The organism is Aeromonas sp. AE23HZ002T15 (assembly GCF_054165525.2).
On record NZ_CM201342.1, the window covers coordinates 3,475,146 to 3,491,770 of the forward strand.

10 protein-coding genes and 1 riboswitch are annotated in these 16,625 nt (G+C 64.5%); of the genes, 6 read left to right on the plus strand and 4 right to left on the minus strand.

Annotated elements, in window-relative coordinates:
- Positions 1–51 precede the first annotated feature (51 nt).
- The 3 genes from ACT5M9_RS16290 to ACT5M9_RS16300 form a co-directional block, all read right to left on the minus strand.
- Complete coding sequence (locus tag ACT5M9_RS16290) at positions 52–459, minus strand: hypothetical protein (protein ID WP_457980401.1); 408 nt, start codon at positions 457–459, stop codon at positions 52–54.
- Positions 460–499: 40 nt separating this feature from the next.
- Positions 500–1,048 (minus strand): cysteine hydrolase family protein, encoded by a 549-nt coding sequence (locus ACT5M9_RS16295; protein WP_457980399.1) that lies wholly within the window; start codon positions 1,046–1,048, stop codon positions 500–502.
- 159 nt (positions 1,049–1,207) lie between these two features.
- On the minus strand, positions 1,208–2,173 hold the full coding sequence (locus ACT5M9_RS16300) for a ChaN family lipoprotein (protein ID WP_457980397.1): 966 nt from the start codon (positions 2,171–2,173) through the stop codon (positions 1,208–1,210).
- A 189-nt stretch (positions 2,174–2,362) separates the two neighbouring features.
- Here ACT5M9_RS16300 and ACT5M9_RS16305 point away from each other — a divergent pair, with 189 nt between their 5' ends.
- The 6 genes from ACT5M9_RS16305 (at position 2,363) to ACT5M9_RS16330 (ending at position 15,673) form a co-directional block, all read left to right on the plus strand.
- A complete protein-coding gene (locus tag ACT5M9_RS16305) occupies positions 2,363–4,456 on the plus strand; it encodes a TonB-dependent hemoglobin/transferrin/lactoferrin family receptor (protein ID WP_457980395.1) in 2,094 nt (697 codons plus the stop codon).
- Positions 4,457–4,566: 110 nt separating this feature from the next.
- Positions 4,567–5,091: a substrate binding domain-containing protein gene (locus ACT5M9_RS16310; protein WP_457980626.1), complete on the plus strand. Its 525-nt coding sequence runs from the start codon at positions 4,567–4,569 to the stop codon at positions 5,089–5,091.
- A 172-nt stretch (positions 5,092–5,263) separates the two neighbouring features.
- A complete protein-coding gene (locus ACT5M9_RS16315; RefSeq protein ID WP_457980393.1) occupies positions 5,264–6,409 on the plus strand; it encodes a 3-phenylpropionate MFS transporter in 1,146 nt (381 codons plus the stop codon).
- Between the two features lie 66 nt (positions 6,410–6,475).
- Positions 6,476–9,949 carry a hybrid sensor histidine kinase/response regulator gene (locus ACT5M9_RS16320; protein WP_457980392.1) on the plus strand — a complete coding sequence of 1,158 codons (3,474 nt, stop codon included), beginning with the start codon at positions 6,476–6,478 and terminating at the stop codon, positions 9,947–9,949.
- A gap of 203 nt (positions 9,950–10,152) precedes the next feature.
- Positions 10,153–10,239, plus strand: a riboswitch (cyclic di-GMP riboswitch).
- Positions 10,240–10,351: 112 nt separating this feature from the next.
- Positions 10,352–12,952 carry a glycosyl hydrolase family 18 protein gene (locus ACT5M9_RS16325; protein WP_457980390.1) on the plus strand — a complete coding sequence of 867 codons (2,601 nt, stop codon included), beginning with the start codon at positions 10,352–10,354 and terminating at the stop codon, positions 12,950–12,952.
- 348 nt (positions 12,953–13,300) lie between these two features.
- Positions 13,301–15,673, plus strand: a complete 2,373-nt coding sequence (locus ACT5M9_RS16330; protein WP_457980388.1) for a M66 family metalloprotease — start codon at positions 13,301–13,303, stop codon at positions 15,671–15,673.
- 108 nt (positions 15,674–15,781) lie between these two features.
- On the opposite strand, the gene ACT5M9_RS16335 is transcribed toward ACT5M9_RS16330, so the two are convergent.
- Positions 15,782–16,582, minus strand: coding sequence for a putative RNA methyltransferase (locus ACT5M9_RS16335; RefSeq protein ID WP_438550384.1), 801 nt, complete (start codon positions 16,580–16,582; stop codon positions 15,782–15,784).
- Positions 16,583–16,625: the final 43 nt, after the last annotated feature.

The following is a 16,625-nucleotide window of genomic DNA, read 5'->3' on the forward strand; positions in this document are numbered from 1 at the left end:
CAGCCTGGGCTGCCCGTTTTGTTATGCGTATTGTGATGAGTCGCTGCCCGCTCACTCCTGCCAGGAGGCCCGGTTGGGGAAGGCGTTGCGATCGGCCTGGGTGGCGGTCTCGTTGCACTCTCCCCGGATCTTCCAGGAGGTCTGGCTCAGCACTATGTAACCGCTGCGGCAATATTTGCGCTCTGCCAGGGTCTGGGTCAGCTGCTCGTCCTGCAAGGCCTCGCGCCGCTCCAGCAGGCTGCGTTGATTGCGGCTGAGGCGACCGCCGTCATCGTCCTGCAGACGGCTCGGCAGGACGTCGAGGGGGGCGGCCTCGAAGGTGAAGCGCTTGCTCCCCTCCTCGTTGATATGGGTGCGAAACAGGGGGGCCGGACCATCCGGGGTTGAGCCCGGCAGACCGGCACAGGCGGTGAGTGCCGGCAACAGCAGCGTGCAGAGGGCGGCAGTCAATAGACGCACGAAAGACTCCATCAGAGAAGGGGGATAGGGGCGCAGCTTATCACGCCGGCACCGCCTGGGGGGGCGCCAGCAGCTCATCCGTGGTGAGCAGGGTCACGCTTCTGCCCTCTGGCAGGCTGAGGTGACGCCACATCCAGTGGTGGTGCTCGATGATCTGCTCCGCACTGAGATGAGGCCTGTCCGCCGTGGTGTGGGCGTCGGTGAGCACCGTCACCTCGAAGCCCTTGCCGGCGGCGCTGCGCAAGGTGGTATCGACGCAAAAATCGGTGGCGCAGCCGCAGATGAGCAGGCGATCCACCGCCTGTTCCGCCAACAGGAAGCCGAGCTCTGTGCCGAGGAAGCTGTCACAGGCGGTCTTGCGGACCCGGCTCTCCCCCGCGGCCGGACTCAGGTCGGCGTGCAACTGCCAGCCCGCGCTGTGGAGTTCGAGCTCGGATCCCGGCTCCTCATGCTGCACATAGATGACGCGTCCCGCCCGGGCCCGCACATGGTCTGCCAGGCGGTTGACGTTGGCGATGACCTGAGCGTCCTGATGACGGGGCTGCTCGAACAACCCCTGCTGCATGTCGATGATCAGTAACACATCCATATGGGTTCCTCAGAACCCGCCCGCCATAGCGCCATCAAATTGCCACCGAGGCTCGGATATCACCATGAACCCCTGATTTATCAGCATAGACAGGGGGCATTGCACGGCTCATCTGGCCATAGGGTCACCACGGGCGGCGGGCAGGTTCCTGACTGGTTATCAGGGTTGCAGCCACTGGCTGCAGTCACGACTGCGGGATTGATGCAGTGCGCCCATATCTTGCTTCATTTCATCGGCATTTAGCCAGCGTTCCGGCAGCGGCGCTATGCGCACCCTGACATCGGCCGCGCGTCCTGCGGGAACCTTGTCATCGGTCTGGGGCACGATCAAGGCCACCTTGAGAGCCGGATTGCGGCTGGCGATGCGGCTGGCGATGCCGAGCCCGCCTTCCACGTGGAAGTTGCCGGCGACGTGCATGATGCGCTGACCCGGGTGCTTGCCGAGGTAGTTGACCATGCTCTCGGCCATGGTGTCGTCCCAGCTGGTCTGGGCGGCGAAGCGGCGGGCATTGCCGTCGGCATCCCCGTGGTGCATGGAGGCCATGAACTTCTGGCGATAGCCATCGTCCCCCAGGGTGAGGGTCTGGGCGAGCTGGCTGCGGCGGCTGGCGGGCAGCTTGTCCAGCCAGGCGGGCCCTTCCTGGCCGACGCAGCTTACCAGCGGCTTGGGTGCGTTGGCGGCGATGACCGGCAGGTGCTGCGCCTTGGCAAACTCCACCAGGGGGCGATAGTCGCTCGGGTAGTTGGGCCAGGCGTGGCCTTCCCGGATCAGCGCAGATTCGCCGATGCGACCGGCCAGATAGGCATCCAGGGTGGCCTGATCGGCGCGGGTGAACTGCTCCATGGAGAGGGCCAGGCCTCGTCCATCCTCCTGGGATCGCTCGGCCAGACCCGCCAGCAGGCGAGCCTGCAGCAGGTGAACGGCCGGGTGGCTGTGCAGCTCGCCCACCAGCACTACGTCGGCATCCGCCACCCTGTCCAGCGCCTGGGAGAGGCTGAGTGGCTGTTCGCTTTGCCCTTCGTTGAGCTGATAGTGGTAGAGGGTGTGGGGCACTTGCGTCTGAGGGGGAGTGGCGCAGGCGGCCAGCAGCAGGGGCAGGGCGAGCAGGGGCAGTCGTCGGATCATGGTATCTCTCAATGGAAGAGGCGCTGCACCAGACGATAACCGCATGGCGAGCAAGAGAAAACAGAGGGGCTAGTGTAAAACTGAAATAAGACAAAAGAAAATGAGAATGATTCACTTTATTATTGATCTTTATGATGGGCTGAGTAATATGCCTCCCGCTTGATAATAATTCTCAATAAGGATTTTGCAGTGGCGCACAACAACACCCCATCATTGATTGCCCTCGCCGTGGCGGCGGGTCTCATGTCCCCCGCTTTCGCCGCAGACAAGAAAGCAGATGAAGTCATGGTCGTCAGCGGCTCCCGGATGGAGCAGAAACTGGAAGACGTCTCCGCTCCCATCGCCGTCATCACCTCCGAGCAGATCGAAGAGCAGGTGGTCACCAACGCCGCCGACCTGTTCCGCTATGAGCCGGGTGTGAGCGTGCAAGGCGGGGCGGGGGATGCCCAGACCTTCACCATCCGCGGCATGAGCGAGAACCGGGTCAAGGTCGTGCAAGATGGCGTGCGCCAGAACGACGCCTACAAGAACGGCGGTGTGGGTCAGACCTACTTCGACACCGACATGATCAAGCAGATTGAAGTGGCCAAGGGGCCGGCTTCCGCCGCCTACGGCTCGGACGCCCTGGGTGGCGTCATCGCCATCACCACCAAGGATGCGGGTGACTTCCTCAAGGGCCGCGACAGCTATCTGGACGCGACCACGGGCTACGCCTCCAGCAGCCACCAGAACATGGCGGGCTTCACCGGCGCCCTGCGCACCGGCGATTTCGAGAACCTGCTGCGCTACACCTGGCGCGACGGCGGAGTGACCCAGAACTACGACGGCGACAAGAACGAGTTCGACATCGTCAGCCAGGCCGTGCTGTTCAAGAGCAAGTGGAACTTCAATGACGATCAGTTCCTGAAACTGACCGTCGACTACTTCACCGAAGGCCAGGATCCGGATGCCGTCGATCTGACCAAGGCGGGCTCCGTCTTCAACCAGCCGATCACCGATAAAGACACCGACAACGTCTCAGTGGTGCTGGATCACGGCATCGCCCTGAACGCCGCCTGGGTCGATCGCATCGACAGCAAGGTCTATTACGCCCGCACCAAGCAGACCCTGGATCAGTACGCCTCCTCCAAGTACCCGGTCAACCCGCGCAACCCCTATGTGACCAAGAATTCCCTGGATCACAACGGCTTCGAGCAGGAGAGCCTGGGCGCCCAGGTGAAGTTCAGCAAGGCCCTGGACAGCCAGCGCCTGGCCTGGGGTGTGGAGTATGAGCACACCGACAACGAGCGTACCCGCTTCAAGGCCCCGACCGTCCCCGATGACTTCGTCGGCTACAGCGAGCTGAGCTTCCCGTCCACCACCAGCGAGCGCAGCGCCATCTGGGCGTTTGACGAGATCAAGTTCGGCGAGCGCTGGGTGCTGACCCCGGGTGCCCGTTACGAATACTACAAGATGACCCCGGACGAAGATCCCGCCTATACCGGCGACAAGCTGCAGAAGGTCTCCGAAGGGGAGCTCTCTCCCAAGCTGGGTCTGGTGTTCAAGGCGCACGAGGCGGCCAACCTGTTCGCCCAGTACAGCCACGGCTTCAAGGCGCCCATGTATGACAACGCCTTCTCCACCCTGAACCACCAGGCGTATGGCTACCGCATCGAGCCGAACCCGAACCTCAAGTCCGAGAGCAGCGACGGCATCGATCTGGGTGTGCGTGGCAGCGCCGGCGGCTTCAGCTACGAAGTGGCCACCTTCTACAACAAGTTTGATGACTTCATCGAACTGGCTCAGGTCGGTACCGAAGGGCGCACCGCCGTCTACGAGTATCAGAACCTGGACAAGGCCACCACCAAGGGGGTCGAGGCCAAGGCAGATTACTGGCTCAATGATCTGGTCAACGTCTGGGGCAACCTGGCCTACATCGACGGCAAGGACGGGGATGGCAACTACATCAACAGCCTGAGCCCGCTCAACGGCAGCGTCGGTCTGCGTCTGGAACAGCCGAACTGGAACATCAACACAGCCCTGCGCTTCGCCGATGACATGAACAAGGTGCGTCAGGACGCCAAGGGCAACGACTACATCAAGAGCGCCGGCTGGGGTGTGGTGGATCTCTACGCCCAGTTCAAACCGATGCAGGATCTGCAGCTCAATGTCGGCGTCTTCAACCTGTTTGACAAGGAATACGTCAGCTACGAGAGCATCACGGGTCTGGCCGCGTCCAGCAGCACCAGCAACCTGACTGAACCGGGCCGCAACCTGAGCGCCCGCGTCAAGTACGTGTTCTGATACTCAAGCAATTGACGGTAATGACAAAGGGGCCCTTGGGCCCCTTTTTGCTGTGCGCAGTAGCTGGTCTGCCTCATTGGGGGGCCAATTCGCCATAGAAGTAGGAAGCCATCACCCCGCCCCAGGAGGGGCTGATCGCCCGCCGCCTCTTCCCGTTGCAACTCATCATCTGCGCCAGCCCCGCCTATCTGCGTAAGCACGGGGTGCCCCGCAGCCTGCACGAGCTGGCTCGGCACCGCTGCAGCGCCTTTCGCCGCAGCCAGGATGGTCGCATCGCCCCCTGGCGGGTGCAGGTCGAGGAGAGCGTGCAGGAGCAGCTGGTCACCCCGGCCTTCTCCACCAATGACGAGGAAGTGGAGCTGCGCGCCGCCCTGGCCGGCAGCATCCTAGGCCAGTTCGCGGGATCGACGGTCGCCCCCCATATCCGGGCCGGGCGCCTGGTGCCGCTGTTGCTGGAGCATGTGAGCGACAGTCTGAGCTTCTACCTCTACTACGGCAGCCGCACGGCGCAGCCCGCCCGGGTGCGTCGCTTCATCGAACTCTGCATCGAGCGGCTGGGGGAGAACCGGGATCACCTGCTGAGTCAGGAGGAGCTCAAGGTGGCGCAGGCCCGGGGGCTGGCCGCTCTGGAATAGGCCTGTCGCCTGGCCTGGATGGTGAAACGGGTCACCGGCGCCAGGCTGGATGAGCATGTTGAGACAAAGGCCCCATTTTGTTGATATTGATGAGGTTATCTCTCCTGTCACAGGGGATACCTGGGCCAGGATGGGTTATCCTCTATCCCCCTTGCGCCATTGCCGAGTCTCTATGCCCGCCTTCTCCTGGTTAGCCCTCTTCTTCGGGGCCTTCTATTTCGTCTATGGCGCCTACCTGCCGTTCTGGTCGCTCTGGCTGGAGGGGATAGGGGTGAGTGCCGAGCAGATAGGCCTGCTGCTCGGGGCCGGCATGGCGATACGCTTCGCCGGCAATCTGCTGATCATGGGGCGGATCAAGGGGGCCGGGCACTTGCTGCCGATCACCCGGCTGCTCTGCCTGCTGAGTCTGCTGGCCTTCCTCGGGTTTTACCTGAGCCACCAGATCTGGTGGCTGGTGGCGCTGACCCTGGTGGCGAACTTCATCTACCCGACCCTGATGCCGGTGGGGGAGGCGCTGGCCACCCGCATGGTGGTGCAGACCCACCTCGACTACGGCAAGGTGCGGCTGTGCGGCTCCTTCGCCTTTATCGTCGCCTCCACCCTGGTGGGGGCTCTGGTGGGCAACTTCGGCAGCGACTGGGTGCTGCACACCATGGCGGCCGGCCTCTTGCTGATGCTGGTGCTGAGCCTGCTGCCCCTCAGTCCGGCCCCCCAGGAGTTGCAGGGGGAGCGGGCCAGGGCCTCCCTGAGAGAGACCCTGAAGTCCGCCTCAGTGCGGCGTTTCCTGCTCATCACGGCCCTGTTGCAGGGGAGTCACGCCGCCTACTACGGCTTCAGCGCCATCTACTGGAAGGCCGAGGGCTACAGCGGCACCGTCATCGGCTATCTGTGGGCCCTGGGGGTGGTGGCGGAGATCTGCATGTTCGCCGCCGACAAGCGCTTCCTGCAGCGCTTCGGTGCCCAGACCCTGTTCCTCATCGGCGCCGTCGGCTGCGTGGTGCGCTGGACCCTGCTCGGCGCCTCCAGCGAGCTCTGGGTGCTGGTGCTCGGCCAGCTGCTCCACGCGGTGACCTTCTGCGTCAGCCATCTGGGGGCCATCCGCTTCATGACCCGCCAACTGCCTGCCGAACAGATGATCCCGGCCCAGGGGCTCTATGCGGCCCTCGGTCTCGGCATGGTGGTGGCGGCCCTGATGACCCTCTGCGGCATGCTGTTCGAGCCCCTGGGTGGCGGCATCTTCTACCTCATGATAGGGGTGGTGCTGCCGGTCTTCGTGTTGCGCCTGCGCGAGACGGACCATGCCGGGAGCCGCCCATGATCCCCGCTTCGCGGCGCGGCCTCAGGGCGGCGCCTCTCCTCTATCTGGACAAGGGAGTCTGAGCAAATGCACCAAGGATGGTTGCTGATCGGGTTGTCGCTCGCCTACCTGGGCTTGCTGTTCCTCATCGCCTTCGTGGCGGACAAGAGCAAGCGTCGCCGCCTCAAGGGGCAACCCCTGCTCTACAGCCTGTCGCTGGCTGTCTACTGCACCTCCTGGACCTTCTTCGGCACCGTCGGTCAGGCCAGCGAGTCCCCTTGGTCCCCGGTGCCCATCTACCTCGGTCCCATGCTGGTGTTCCTGTTCGGCTGGCGGCTGCTGGCCCGTCTCATCCTGGTGGCCAAGCGCGAACACATCACCTCCATCGCCGATTTCATCGCCGCCCGTTACGGCAAGTCCCAGCGACTGGCCATGGTGATCACCCTGATTGCGGTGATGGGGATACTTCCCTATCTGGTGTTGCAGCTCAAGGCGATCGTCACCGGGCTGGATCTGCTGATGGCGAACTCTGTGCCGGCAGGACCCACCGGCAATACCGCGGAATTGGCCCTGGGGGTCACCCTCATACTGGCTCTGTTCAGCATCCTGTTCGGCACCCGCAACCTGGATGCCACCGAGCACCACAGAGGCATGGTGGTGGCCATCGCCTTCGAATCCCTGGTCAAGCTGCTCGCCTTCATGGCGGTGGGGGGGTTCGCGCTCTGGCTCATCATCGCCAAGCCGAGCGAGGCCCGGTCCCTGGTGGCCAGCGACTTCCTGAACGCCGTGGTGGATGTCTCCCCGGGCAGCCTGCTGGAGCTCGCGATTTATACCCTGGTGGCCATGTGCGCCGTCATCTGCCTGCCGCGCCAGTTCCACGTGACTGTGGTGGAGAACAACCAGGGTCAGGATCTGCACTGGGCGCGCTGGGTTTTCCCGCTCTATCTGTTCCTGATGGGGCTCTTCATCTGGCCCCTGGCCCTGGCGGGCAAGCAGTGGGTAGGGGCGGATCTGGGGTCGGATACCTATGTCATCAGCCTGCCCATGTCCCTGGGGTTCGACGACATGGCGATGCTGGCCTTCCTCGGGGGGACCTCGGCGGCCACCGGCATGGTGATCGTCTGCACCATAGCCCTGGCCATCATGGTCAGCAACGATCTGGTGCTGCCCGTGCTGCTGCGCCGCTTCTGGCAGCAGGGGCGGGACGAGCGGCTGATGCGGCTGCTGCTGCAGGTGCGCCGGGGCGTCATACTGCTGATCCTGCTGGCGGCCTGGACCCTCTATCTCTGGCTCGGGGATCTCACCAGTCTGTCGCGCATCGGCTACCTGTCGTTCGGGGCCGTGGCCCAGTTTGCCCCGGCGCTGTTGCTCGGCCTCTACTGGCGCCATGGCAACCGCAAGGGGGTCTACCTCGGTCTCGGCCTTGGGGTCAGCCTCTGGTTCCTCACCCTGCTGGCGGAGAGCGGCCTGCTGGCGGGCTCCCCCCTGGAGGCCCTGCTGGCGCCGCCGGACTGGCCTGCTTTTCGGGATCTGAGCATCGGGGCCTGGTGCATCTTCATCAGCCTGCTGCTCAACCTGGTGGGCTATGTGGCGGGATCCTTGCTGTCGCGGGCGGCGGTGAGCGAGCGGCTGCAGGCGGCGAACTTCGTCGGCAAGCCGAGCCGGGATCAGGCGACCCTCTATCAGGCGCGGGTCTCGGTCAAGGAGCTGGAGATGCTGGCGGCCCGCTTCGTCGGCTCCAGCCGGGTCAAGCGCGCCTTCGGCCGCTTCGCCGGCGAGCACGGCGGCACCCTGGCGCCCCAGATGCAGGCGTCGGCGGAGCTCATCGCCCACACGGAGCGGCTGCTGGCCGGGGTGTTCGGCACCTCGTCGGCGCGCCTGGTGCTGGCCTCCGCCCTGCAGGGGCGCAACATGCAGCTCGAGGAGATCGCCACCATAGTGGACGAGGCCTCGGATGTGTTCCGCTTCAACCGCGGCCTGCTGCAGGGGGCCATAGAACACATGGGGCAGGGGATCTCGGTGGTGGACAGGGAGCTCAAGCTGGTGGCCTGGAACCGGCGTTATATCGACCTGTTCCACTACCCTCCCGGCCTCATCCAGGTGGGGCGCTCCATCGAGGAGATCATTCGCTACAACGCCGAGCAGGGGCTGTGTGGCCCGGGGGAGATCGAGGCCCATGTGGCGCGTCGGGTCGCCTTCATGCAGCGCGGCAGCCCCCACGTCTCGGCCCGAGAGCGGCCGGATGGGCGGGTGATCGAGATGCAGGGCAACCCCATGCCGGCGGGGGGCTTCGTCATGACCTTCACCGACATCACCCCCTTCCGGGCGGCGGAGCGGGTGCTGCGAGAGGCGAACGAGCACCTGGAGGCTCGGGTGGCGGAGCGCACCCATGAGCTCTCCGAGCTCAACCGTCAGCTGCTGCTGGTGAACCAGCAGGTGGAGCGGGCCAATCACTCCAAGAGCCGTTTCCTCGCGGCGGTGAGCCACGATCTCACCCAGCCCCTCAATGCGGCCAAGCTGTTTACCTCCTCCCTGCTGGAGATGTTGCCCCAGGAGGGGGAGCAGGCCGCCGAGCAGATCCGCATCGCCCGCCATATCGATGATGCCCTGGGAGCGACCGAGGATCTCATCACGGATCTGCTGGACATCTCCCGGCTGGAGGCGGGCAAGTTCAAGGCGAAGAAGCTCGACTTCGCCCTGAGGGACGTGTTTGACAACCTCAAGGCGGAGTTCGGGGTGCTGGCTCAGGCGGGAGGCATCCAGTTCTCCGTGGTGGAGAGCCGGCTCGCGGTCCACAGCGACGTGCGCCTGCTGCGCCGGGTGCTGCAGAACTTCCTCACCAATGCGTTTCGCTACAACCCGGGGGGCCGGGTGTTGCTCGGCTGCCGCCGGCTCGGGGACAAGGTACGCATCGAGGTGTGGGACAACGGCCCCGGCATCCCCTTCGACAAGCAGGAGACCATCTTCGACGAGTTCTCTCGCCTGGACCACTCCCGCACCGCCCGCGAGCAGGGGCTGGGGCTGGGGCTCGCCATTGCCCGCGGCATCTCCCTGGTGCTGGGCCATCAGCTCTCATTGCGCAGCTGGCCGGATGTGGGCTCGGTCTTCGCCATCACCCTGAACCTCGCGGCTCGCCCCGTGATGCCGTTGCCGGTGGCGGCGCCCGTGGTGCGGGACAGTCAGCTGGAGGGGGTCAGGATCCTCTGCATCGACAACGAGGAGGACATACTCACCGCCATGGACTCCCTGCTGGGGCGCTGGGGCTGCGAGGTGCGCTGTGCCCAGAGCCTGGAGCAGGCGCAGTCGCTCATCGCGGGCGGCTTCCTGCCGCGCCTGGTGCTCTCCGACTATCACCTGGACGATGGCAAGACGGGTCTGCAGGCCCTGCACATGATCCGGCTGGCCCATGGCAACGGCATCGGCGGCATCATCATCAGCGCGGATCGCAAGAGCGAGCTGCAGGCGCAGATCCGCGAGCACGGCTTCGGCTATGTCAGCAAACCGGTCAAGCCCCTCAAGCTGAGGGCCCTGATGAACAGCCTCCTGTTGCCCATAGCGTGACTGCATTCACAGAATCCATCTTTGGCCCTTCTGGCTGATAACGGTTCTCATCCCGATGCATCGGCGACGTTGTCGCCGGTTTGCATGCATGATCGCAGCCAACTCTGAATAGTGAGTCCCTCTTACTGTCATTTCTACTAGGTGGCGTGAGGTTTTCTCTCATCTATAGTCATTCGGCGATTATTTTCATCGCAAACCAAGTTGTGCAAAAAAGGCAAACCGGATGAAAGTCCGGGACGCAAAGCCTCCGGTCTAAGGGTCAGAGTACCTAGGATAGCGGGGCCACCACAGGTTGTATCGTCCATGGAGCCAAGCCATGGTAGCGATGTTGTCTGCGTTACCTGTCAGGTTGCGTTGCCTTTTTCGTTGTTCATACCAATAACGAAATAAGGAAGTTCAACTATGTTCAGTCCAAAACATTCCCTGCTGGCGCTCCTGGTCGGGGGGATCTGTTCTACCTCCGCCTTCGCCGCCGCCCCCGGCAAACCAACCATCGGCTGGGGCGAAACCAAGTTCGCCATCATCCAGGTCGATCAGGCCGCCACCTCCTACAACAAGCTGGTCACCGTCCACAAGGATGGCGCCCCGGTCAGCGTGACCTGGAACCTCTGGTCCGGCGACGTGGGCCAGACCGCCAAGGTGCTGCTCGATGGTAAGGAAGTCTGGTCCGGCGCCGCCAGCGCGGCGGGCACCGCCAACTTCAAGGTCACCAAGGGTGGCCGCTACCAGATGCAGGTGGCCCTGTGCAACGCCGACGGCTGCACCCTCTCCGACAAGAAGGAGATAGTGGTGGCCGACACCGACGGCAGCCACCTGGCGCCGCTCAATGCACCGCTGCAAGAGAACAACAAGCCTTATGCCAACAAGTCCGGCAAGGTGGTGGGGGCCTACTACGTGGAGTGGGGGGTCTATGGTCGCAAGTTCACCGTGGACAAGATCCCGGCCAAGAACCTGACGCACATCCTCTACGGCTTCACCCCCATCTGTGGCGGCAACGGCATCAACGACAGCCTGAAAGAGATCTCCGGCAGCTTCGAGGCGCTGCAGCGCTCCTGCGCCGGCCGTGAGGACTTCAAGGTCTCCATTCACGATCCCTGGGCCGCGGTCCAGATGGGACAGGGCAATCTCACCGCCTTCGATGAGCCCTACAAGGGCAACTTCGGCAACCTGATGGCGCTCAAGAAAGCCAATCCAAACCTCAAGATCCTGCCGTCCGTGGGTGGCTGGACCCTGTCCGATCCCTTCTACTTCTTCAGTGACAAGACCAAGCGCGACACCTTCGTCGCCTCCATGAAGGAGTACCTGCAGACCTGGAAATTCTTCGATGGCGTGGACATCGACTGGGAGTTCCCCGGTGGCCAGGGTGCCAACCCCAACCTGGGTGGGCCGAACGATGGCGCTACCTATGTGGCGCTGATGAAAGAGCTGCGCGCCATGCTGGACGAGCTGGAAGCCGAGACCGGCCGCCAGTATGAGCTCACCTCGGCCATCAGCGCCGGCGGCGACAAGATTGCCAAGGTGGACTATCAGGCTGCCCAGCAGTACATGGATTACATCTTCCTGATGAGCTACGACTTCAGCGGCGCCTTCGATCTGAAGAACCTGGCTCACCAGACCAACCTCTACGCATCGAGCTGGGATCCGGCCACCAAGTACACCACCGACAAGGGCGTCAAGGCGCTGCTCGGCCAGGGGGTCACCCCGGGCAAGGTCGTGGTGGGTGCGGCCATGTATGGCCGTGGCTGGACCGGGGTCAATGGCTATCAGGCCGGCAACCCCTTCACCGGCACCGCCACCGGGCCCATCAAGGGCACCTGGGAGAACGGTGTGGTGGATTACCGCGATATCGTCAACAACCGCATGGGCGCAGGCTGGGAGCAGGGCTATGACGAGACGGCGGAAGCGCCTTACGTCTTCAAGGCCAGCACCGGGGACCTCATCAGCTTCGACAACGGTCGCTCGGTCAAGGCCAAGGGTCAGTACGTGCTGGCGAACCAGCTCGGCGGCCTCTTCGCCTGGGAGATCGATGCGGACAACGGCGACATCCTGAACGCCATGCACGAGGGGCTCGGCCACGGGGATGGCGGCACCACGCCGCCGGTCAACAAGCCGCCAGTGGCCAACGCCGGCAGCGATCTGAGCGCCACAGGCCCGGCCGAGGTGACTCTTAATGGCGCGGCCTCTCACGACCCGGAGAGCGGCGTGCTGAGCTACAGCTGGAAGCAGGTCTCTGGCCCGCAGGCCTCCCTGCTCGACGCTACCCAGGCCAAGGCCCGTGTGGTGCTGGATGCCGTCAGCGCCGACGTCAACCTGGTGTTCGAGCTGACCGTTACCGACGATCACAACCTCACGGCCAAGGATCAGGTGGTGGTGACCAACAAGGCGCCGCAACCGAACCTGGCCCCCGTGGTGACGGTACCGGCCACCGCCACCGTCGAATCCGGCAAGCAGGTGACCATCCAGGCCACCGCCTCCGATCCGAACGGCGACGCCCTGACCTATCAGTGGAGCCTGCCTGCTGGCCTCACCGCCACCGGTCAGAACAGCGCTACCCTGGTGGTCACTGGCCCGAGCGTCACCAGCGACACAGCCTATGACCTGACCCTGGTGGTGACCGACGGCTCCCTGGACGCCAGCGCCGGCACCCGTCTGACCGTCAAGCCGGTCAGCACGGGCGGTGGCTGCGAGGCGACCGATCCGGATGCCGTCAACCATCCGGCCTGGAGTGCCAGCGCCGTCTACAACACCAATGCCAAGGTGAGCCACAAGCAGCTGGTGTGGCAGGCCAAGTATTGGACTCAGGGCAACGAGCCGAGCCAGACCGCGGATCAGTGGAAGCTGCTGAGCGCGGTGCAGCTCGGCTGGAATGCCGGGGTGGCCTATAACGCCGGCGATCTGACCAACCACAACGGTCGCAAGTGGAAGGCCCAGTACTGGACCAAGGGTGACGAGCCCGGCAAGGCCGCGGTCTGGGTTGATCAAGGTGCAGCCAGCTGCAACTGATCGCCATCAAGGGAGAATGGGGCCTAGGCCCCATTCTTTTTATCGGCAGTTCAATCCGCGCCCAAAAGGTCCATGACGGGCGCGCCATCCAGCAGCGATCCTCGACCGAGAGAGGCGCCTAGTCGCCGGCCTGCTCGGGATCGAAGGAGCATATTTCGCCATCGCCGGGCCCTTGCACCGCGATGGGCCTGATGAATCAACACCCCGCTTGCAAGTTGGCTGACGCCACTTGCGGTCGGGAATGGCTTGCCGGGGCAATCCCGGCCAGGGCGTCGGCCGGTTTTTGGCTGTCAACGCCGGCGCTTCCCAGCAATAGGGCATGTGGACATGCCCATCAAGATGAGAACCATGACAATGAAAACAACGCACATCGCCAGCCTGATCATGGCCACGCTGGCAAGCGGCCCCCTGTTGGCCGCGGTTCAGGCACCCTCTCCCCTGGTGTTCAACGACAGGGCCCCCATCAACGATCTGCAAGGCTCTCTCGCGGCCCAGGTGCAGTTTGCCCAGAACCAGATCCTGCCGGCTCACCCCCAGGAGGGGGACAATCAGCCGAGACTGGTGGCCGAGCGCAAGAGTCTGCTGCTGGTGCGGCCCCTGCAGGCCGACACCAGCGTCCCCATGCAGCTGACGGCCAGGGATGGCGATGGCCAGCTCCTGGGCACCCTGACCCTCAATAATCCGGATCAGCTGCCCAAGCCGGCCTATTACCTGGAGGGCTCGCCGGAGGAGGGGGTCGACTTCACCCCGGGCCCCGGTACCAGCACCGTCATCAACAGCAGTGGCGAGCTGGCCAGGCTGAGCGATCCGGCCGCCGTCTTCCTGCAGGGCAAGCTGCAGCCCCACGCCCTGGTGACCATACAGACCGCGGACGGACGCTGGGTGCGGGACATCCACCTGCCGGGCGGGGCCGAGATGGCCGGCAAGATGGTGCGCGTCGTCTCCAACGCCGGTTACAACTCGACGGTACATTACAGCGGTCGTCAGGCGACGGTCTCCCGCGGTCAGACGCTGCAGTTCAAGTTCGTGGGCGGCCAGTGGATCCGGGACGGAGAGCTTGAGAACAACGGCATCCGCTATGCGACCGACGCCTGGAGCGCCGTGCTGCCCGCCCACTGGATCCGGCCTGGCCTGAGCCTGCAACTCAGTCAGGGAAGCCTGAGCGGCGAGCTGGCGGATCTGCAGGTCGGCGCCCCGAGCGAGCTGCTCATCCACACCATCGACATCGGCATGCTCACTTCTCCCCGGGATCAGTTCGCCTTCGCCAGGGATCCCGAGGCCCACCGTGAATACTTCCAGACGGTGCCCACCAGCCGGCTCATCGTCAGCCAGTACGCGCCCCTCTCCCTGCCGGAGGTGATGCTGCCGGACGGCACCCTGCTCACGGACTTCGATCCCAGCCAGGGGGGCTGGCACGAGGGCACCATGCGCCAGCGCATCGGCAAGGAGCTGATCTCCCACGGCATCGACAACGCGAACTACGGCATCAACAGCACCGCCGGTGAGGGGGAGGGCAGCCATCCCTATGTGGTGGCCCAGCTGGCGGCCCACAACAGCCGCGGCAAGTACGCCAACGGGGTGCAGGTGCACGGCGGTTCCGGGGGCGGCGGCATCGTCACCCTGGACAGTTCACTGGGCAACGAGTTCAGCCACGAGGTGGGCCACAACTATGGCCTCGGCCACTATGTGGGGGGCTTCGCCGGCTCGGTGCACCGCAGCGCCGAGGCGCGCAACTCGAGCTGGGGCTGGGACGGGGACAAGAATCGCTTCATTCCCAACTTTGGCCCGGGTCGCAACGGCCAGAGCAGTTGCCTGGATGGTCAGTGCCAGGCCCCCTTTGACGGCCGCCCGTTCGGCTTCGACGCCATGGCGGGGGGAGCCCCCCTCTCCGGCTTCAACCGTTTCACCCTCTATACCCCCAACTCGGCCGCCATCATCCAGCGCTTCCTCGAGAGCAAGGCGGTGTTCGATGCCGACTCGGTGACCGGATTCAGCAAGTGGAACGCCACTACCGCGACCATGGAGCCTTATGAGCACAAGGTAGATGCCCTGGAGCAGGTGAACGCGCCGGTGGCCAGTCTCGGCGAGGCCGCACTCACGGCCCTGCTGGCCGAGTACGATCTGGTCAGGGTCGCCATGTGGGACGGCAACTGGACACGCAACATCCAGCCGCCCGCCGCCTCGGCCGCCAATGCGGGCCGCATCCTGAACATCGTGCACGATGCCGGCTACAACAGCACCCTCTTCATCAACGGTCAGCAGATCACCGTCTCCCGGGGCTTCAAGAAGAGCTACACCTCCGATGGCAGCCGCTGGCAGGAGGGGGCCTTGGTGGACGCGCGGGCCCCGCGCAAGCCGCAAGATTTCGGGGTTCCGGTGACCACCCTGGTGGGTTACTACGATCCCCAGGGCCAGTTGCCGAGCTATATCTACCCGGCGCTGCACGGCGCCTATGGCTTCAGCTACGGGGATGACGCCGCGCGCCTCGGGACTGGGGATTGCCAGCTGCAGGTGGAGACCCGCGATGGCACCCTGCACTTCCGGCTGGCCAACCACCGCCTGAGCGCCAACCTGATGAACAAGTTCCACGTCAACGTGCCGGAGGCGAGCGAGCCACGCAGCGCCGCCGTGGTCTGCGGCGGGCGTACCCTGGACGAAGGGGCCCTGCAGGGGGCGGGCGGGGCCCTGACGTTTACCGTCAATGGCAGGCCATTGCAGTAGTCATTTGCTCTGTCTGGTTCGGTTGAGATAGATAAACATCCAGCTGGAGCAGGTGGAAGCAGCAACAAAAAAAGGCCCTGACGGGCCTTTTTTCATGGGGATAGCGGGTCAAAGCGGCTTTTGCCACAGGCCGAGCAGCAGATCCTGCTCCAGCTCGTCCGGTCCCTGGTGGGTGAAGGCGTGGCGCTGCTCGCCGCTGGCGCGCCAGCCGAGGCGGCTGGTCTCGAGGATGTGTTCACGCAGACCCTGATCCAGAGCCGTGGTGAACTGGCAGCGCTGCTGGGCGACCGGGGTCAGTCCGGCCAGGCTCGGCCAGCTGAGGGGGTGCTCCATGCTCACCGGGTTGAGGCTGACCCTCAGCTGCCATTGGTGGCGCGGGCCCGGCTGCAGGTAGAGCAGATAGCCACCCGGCGCCAGCCAGTTGACCAGCAACTCTGTCTTGACCTTGAGGTCGTTGACCAGCAGCACCTGGGCCGTGCCCGCCTGCAGCGGGGCGCGGGCGGGGTCGGCGATGATGAACTGGCCGTCTGGCTGGGCCTTGTTGGCGGCGAAGATGGCGTTCTTGGCCAGATCGAAGCCGCCGATGCGCCAGCCCGGCAGTCGCTCCGCCAGGGCGCGGCAGTAGTAGCCTTCCCCACAGCCGAGGTGAATGAGCTCATGGGCGCCGAGAGGGGCCAGCATGGCCGCCATGGCCTCCACCACGGGCAGCTGGTGGCCCTGCTCCAGATAGCGGCGCTTGGCCCGCAGCAGGGCGCGGCTGTCGCTGTCTTTCGGATTCTTGATGCCGGGGATGAGATCGAGATAGCCTTCCGGGGCCGGATCGAAATGGTGTTTCTTGTCGCAATAGACCCCGCGGGAGGCTTCATGAAGATGCAGGGCACCACGACAGATAGGGCATTGAAGATGCATAGCTACTCGCTTGGTTGAGGCCAGGGAGGGGTTCGATTATAGG

Bases quoted from the DNA above. Each gene is read 5' to 3' on its own strand.
- ACT5M9_RS16295 (WP_457980399.1), bottom strand. From the start codon at position 1,048: ATGGATGTGTTACTGATCATCGACATGCAGCAGGGGTTGTTCGAGCAG.
- ACT5M9_RS16300 (WP_457980397.1), bottom strand. From the start codon at position 2,173: ATGATCCGACGACTGCCCCTGCTCGCCCTGCCCCTGCTGCTGGCCGCC.
- ACT5M9_RS16315 (WP_457980393.1), top strand. From the start codon at position 5,264: ATGCCCGCCTTCTCCTGGTTAGCCCTCTTCTTCGGGGCCTTCTATTTC.
- ACT5M9_RS16320 (WP_457980392.1), top strand. From the start codon at position 6,476: ATGCACCAAGGATGGTTGCTGATCGGGTTGTCGCTCGCCTACCTGGGC.
- ACT5M9_RS16325 (WP_457980390.1), top strand. From the start codon at position 10,352: ATGTTCAGTCCAAAACATTCCCTGCTGGCGCTCCTGGTCGGGGGGATC.
- ACT5M9_RS16330 (WP_457980388.1), top strand. From the start codon at position 13,301: ATGACAATGAAAACAACGCACATCGCCAGCCTGATCATGGCCACGCTG.
- ACT5M9_RS16335 (WP_438550384.1), bottom strand. From the start codon at position 16,582: ATGCATCTTCAATGCCCTATCTGTCGTGGTGCCCTGCATCTTCATGAA.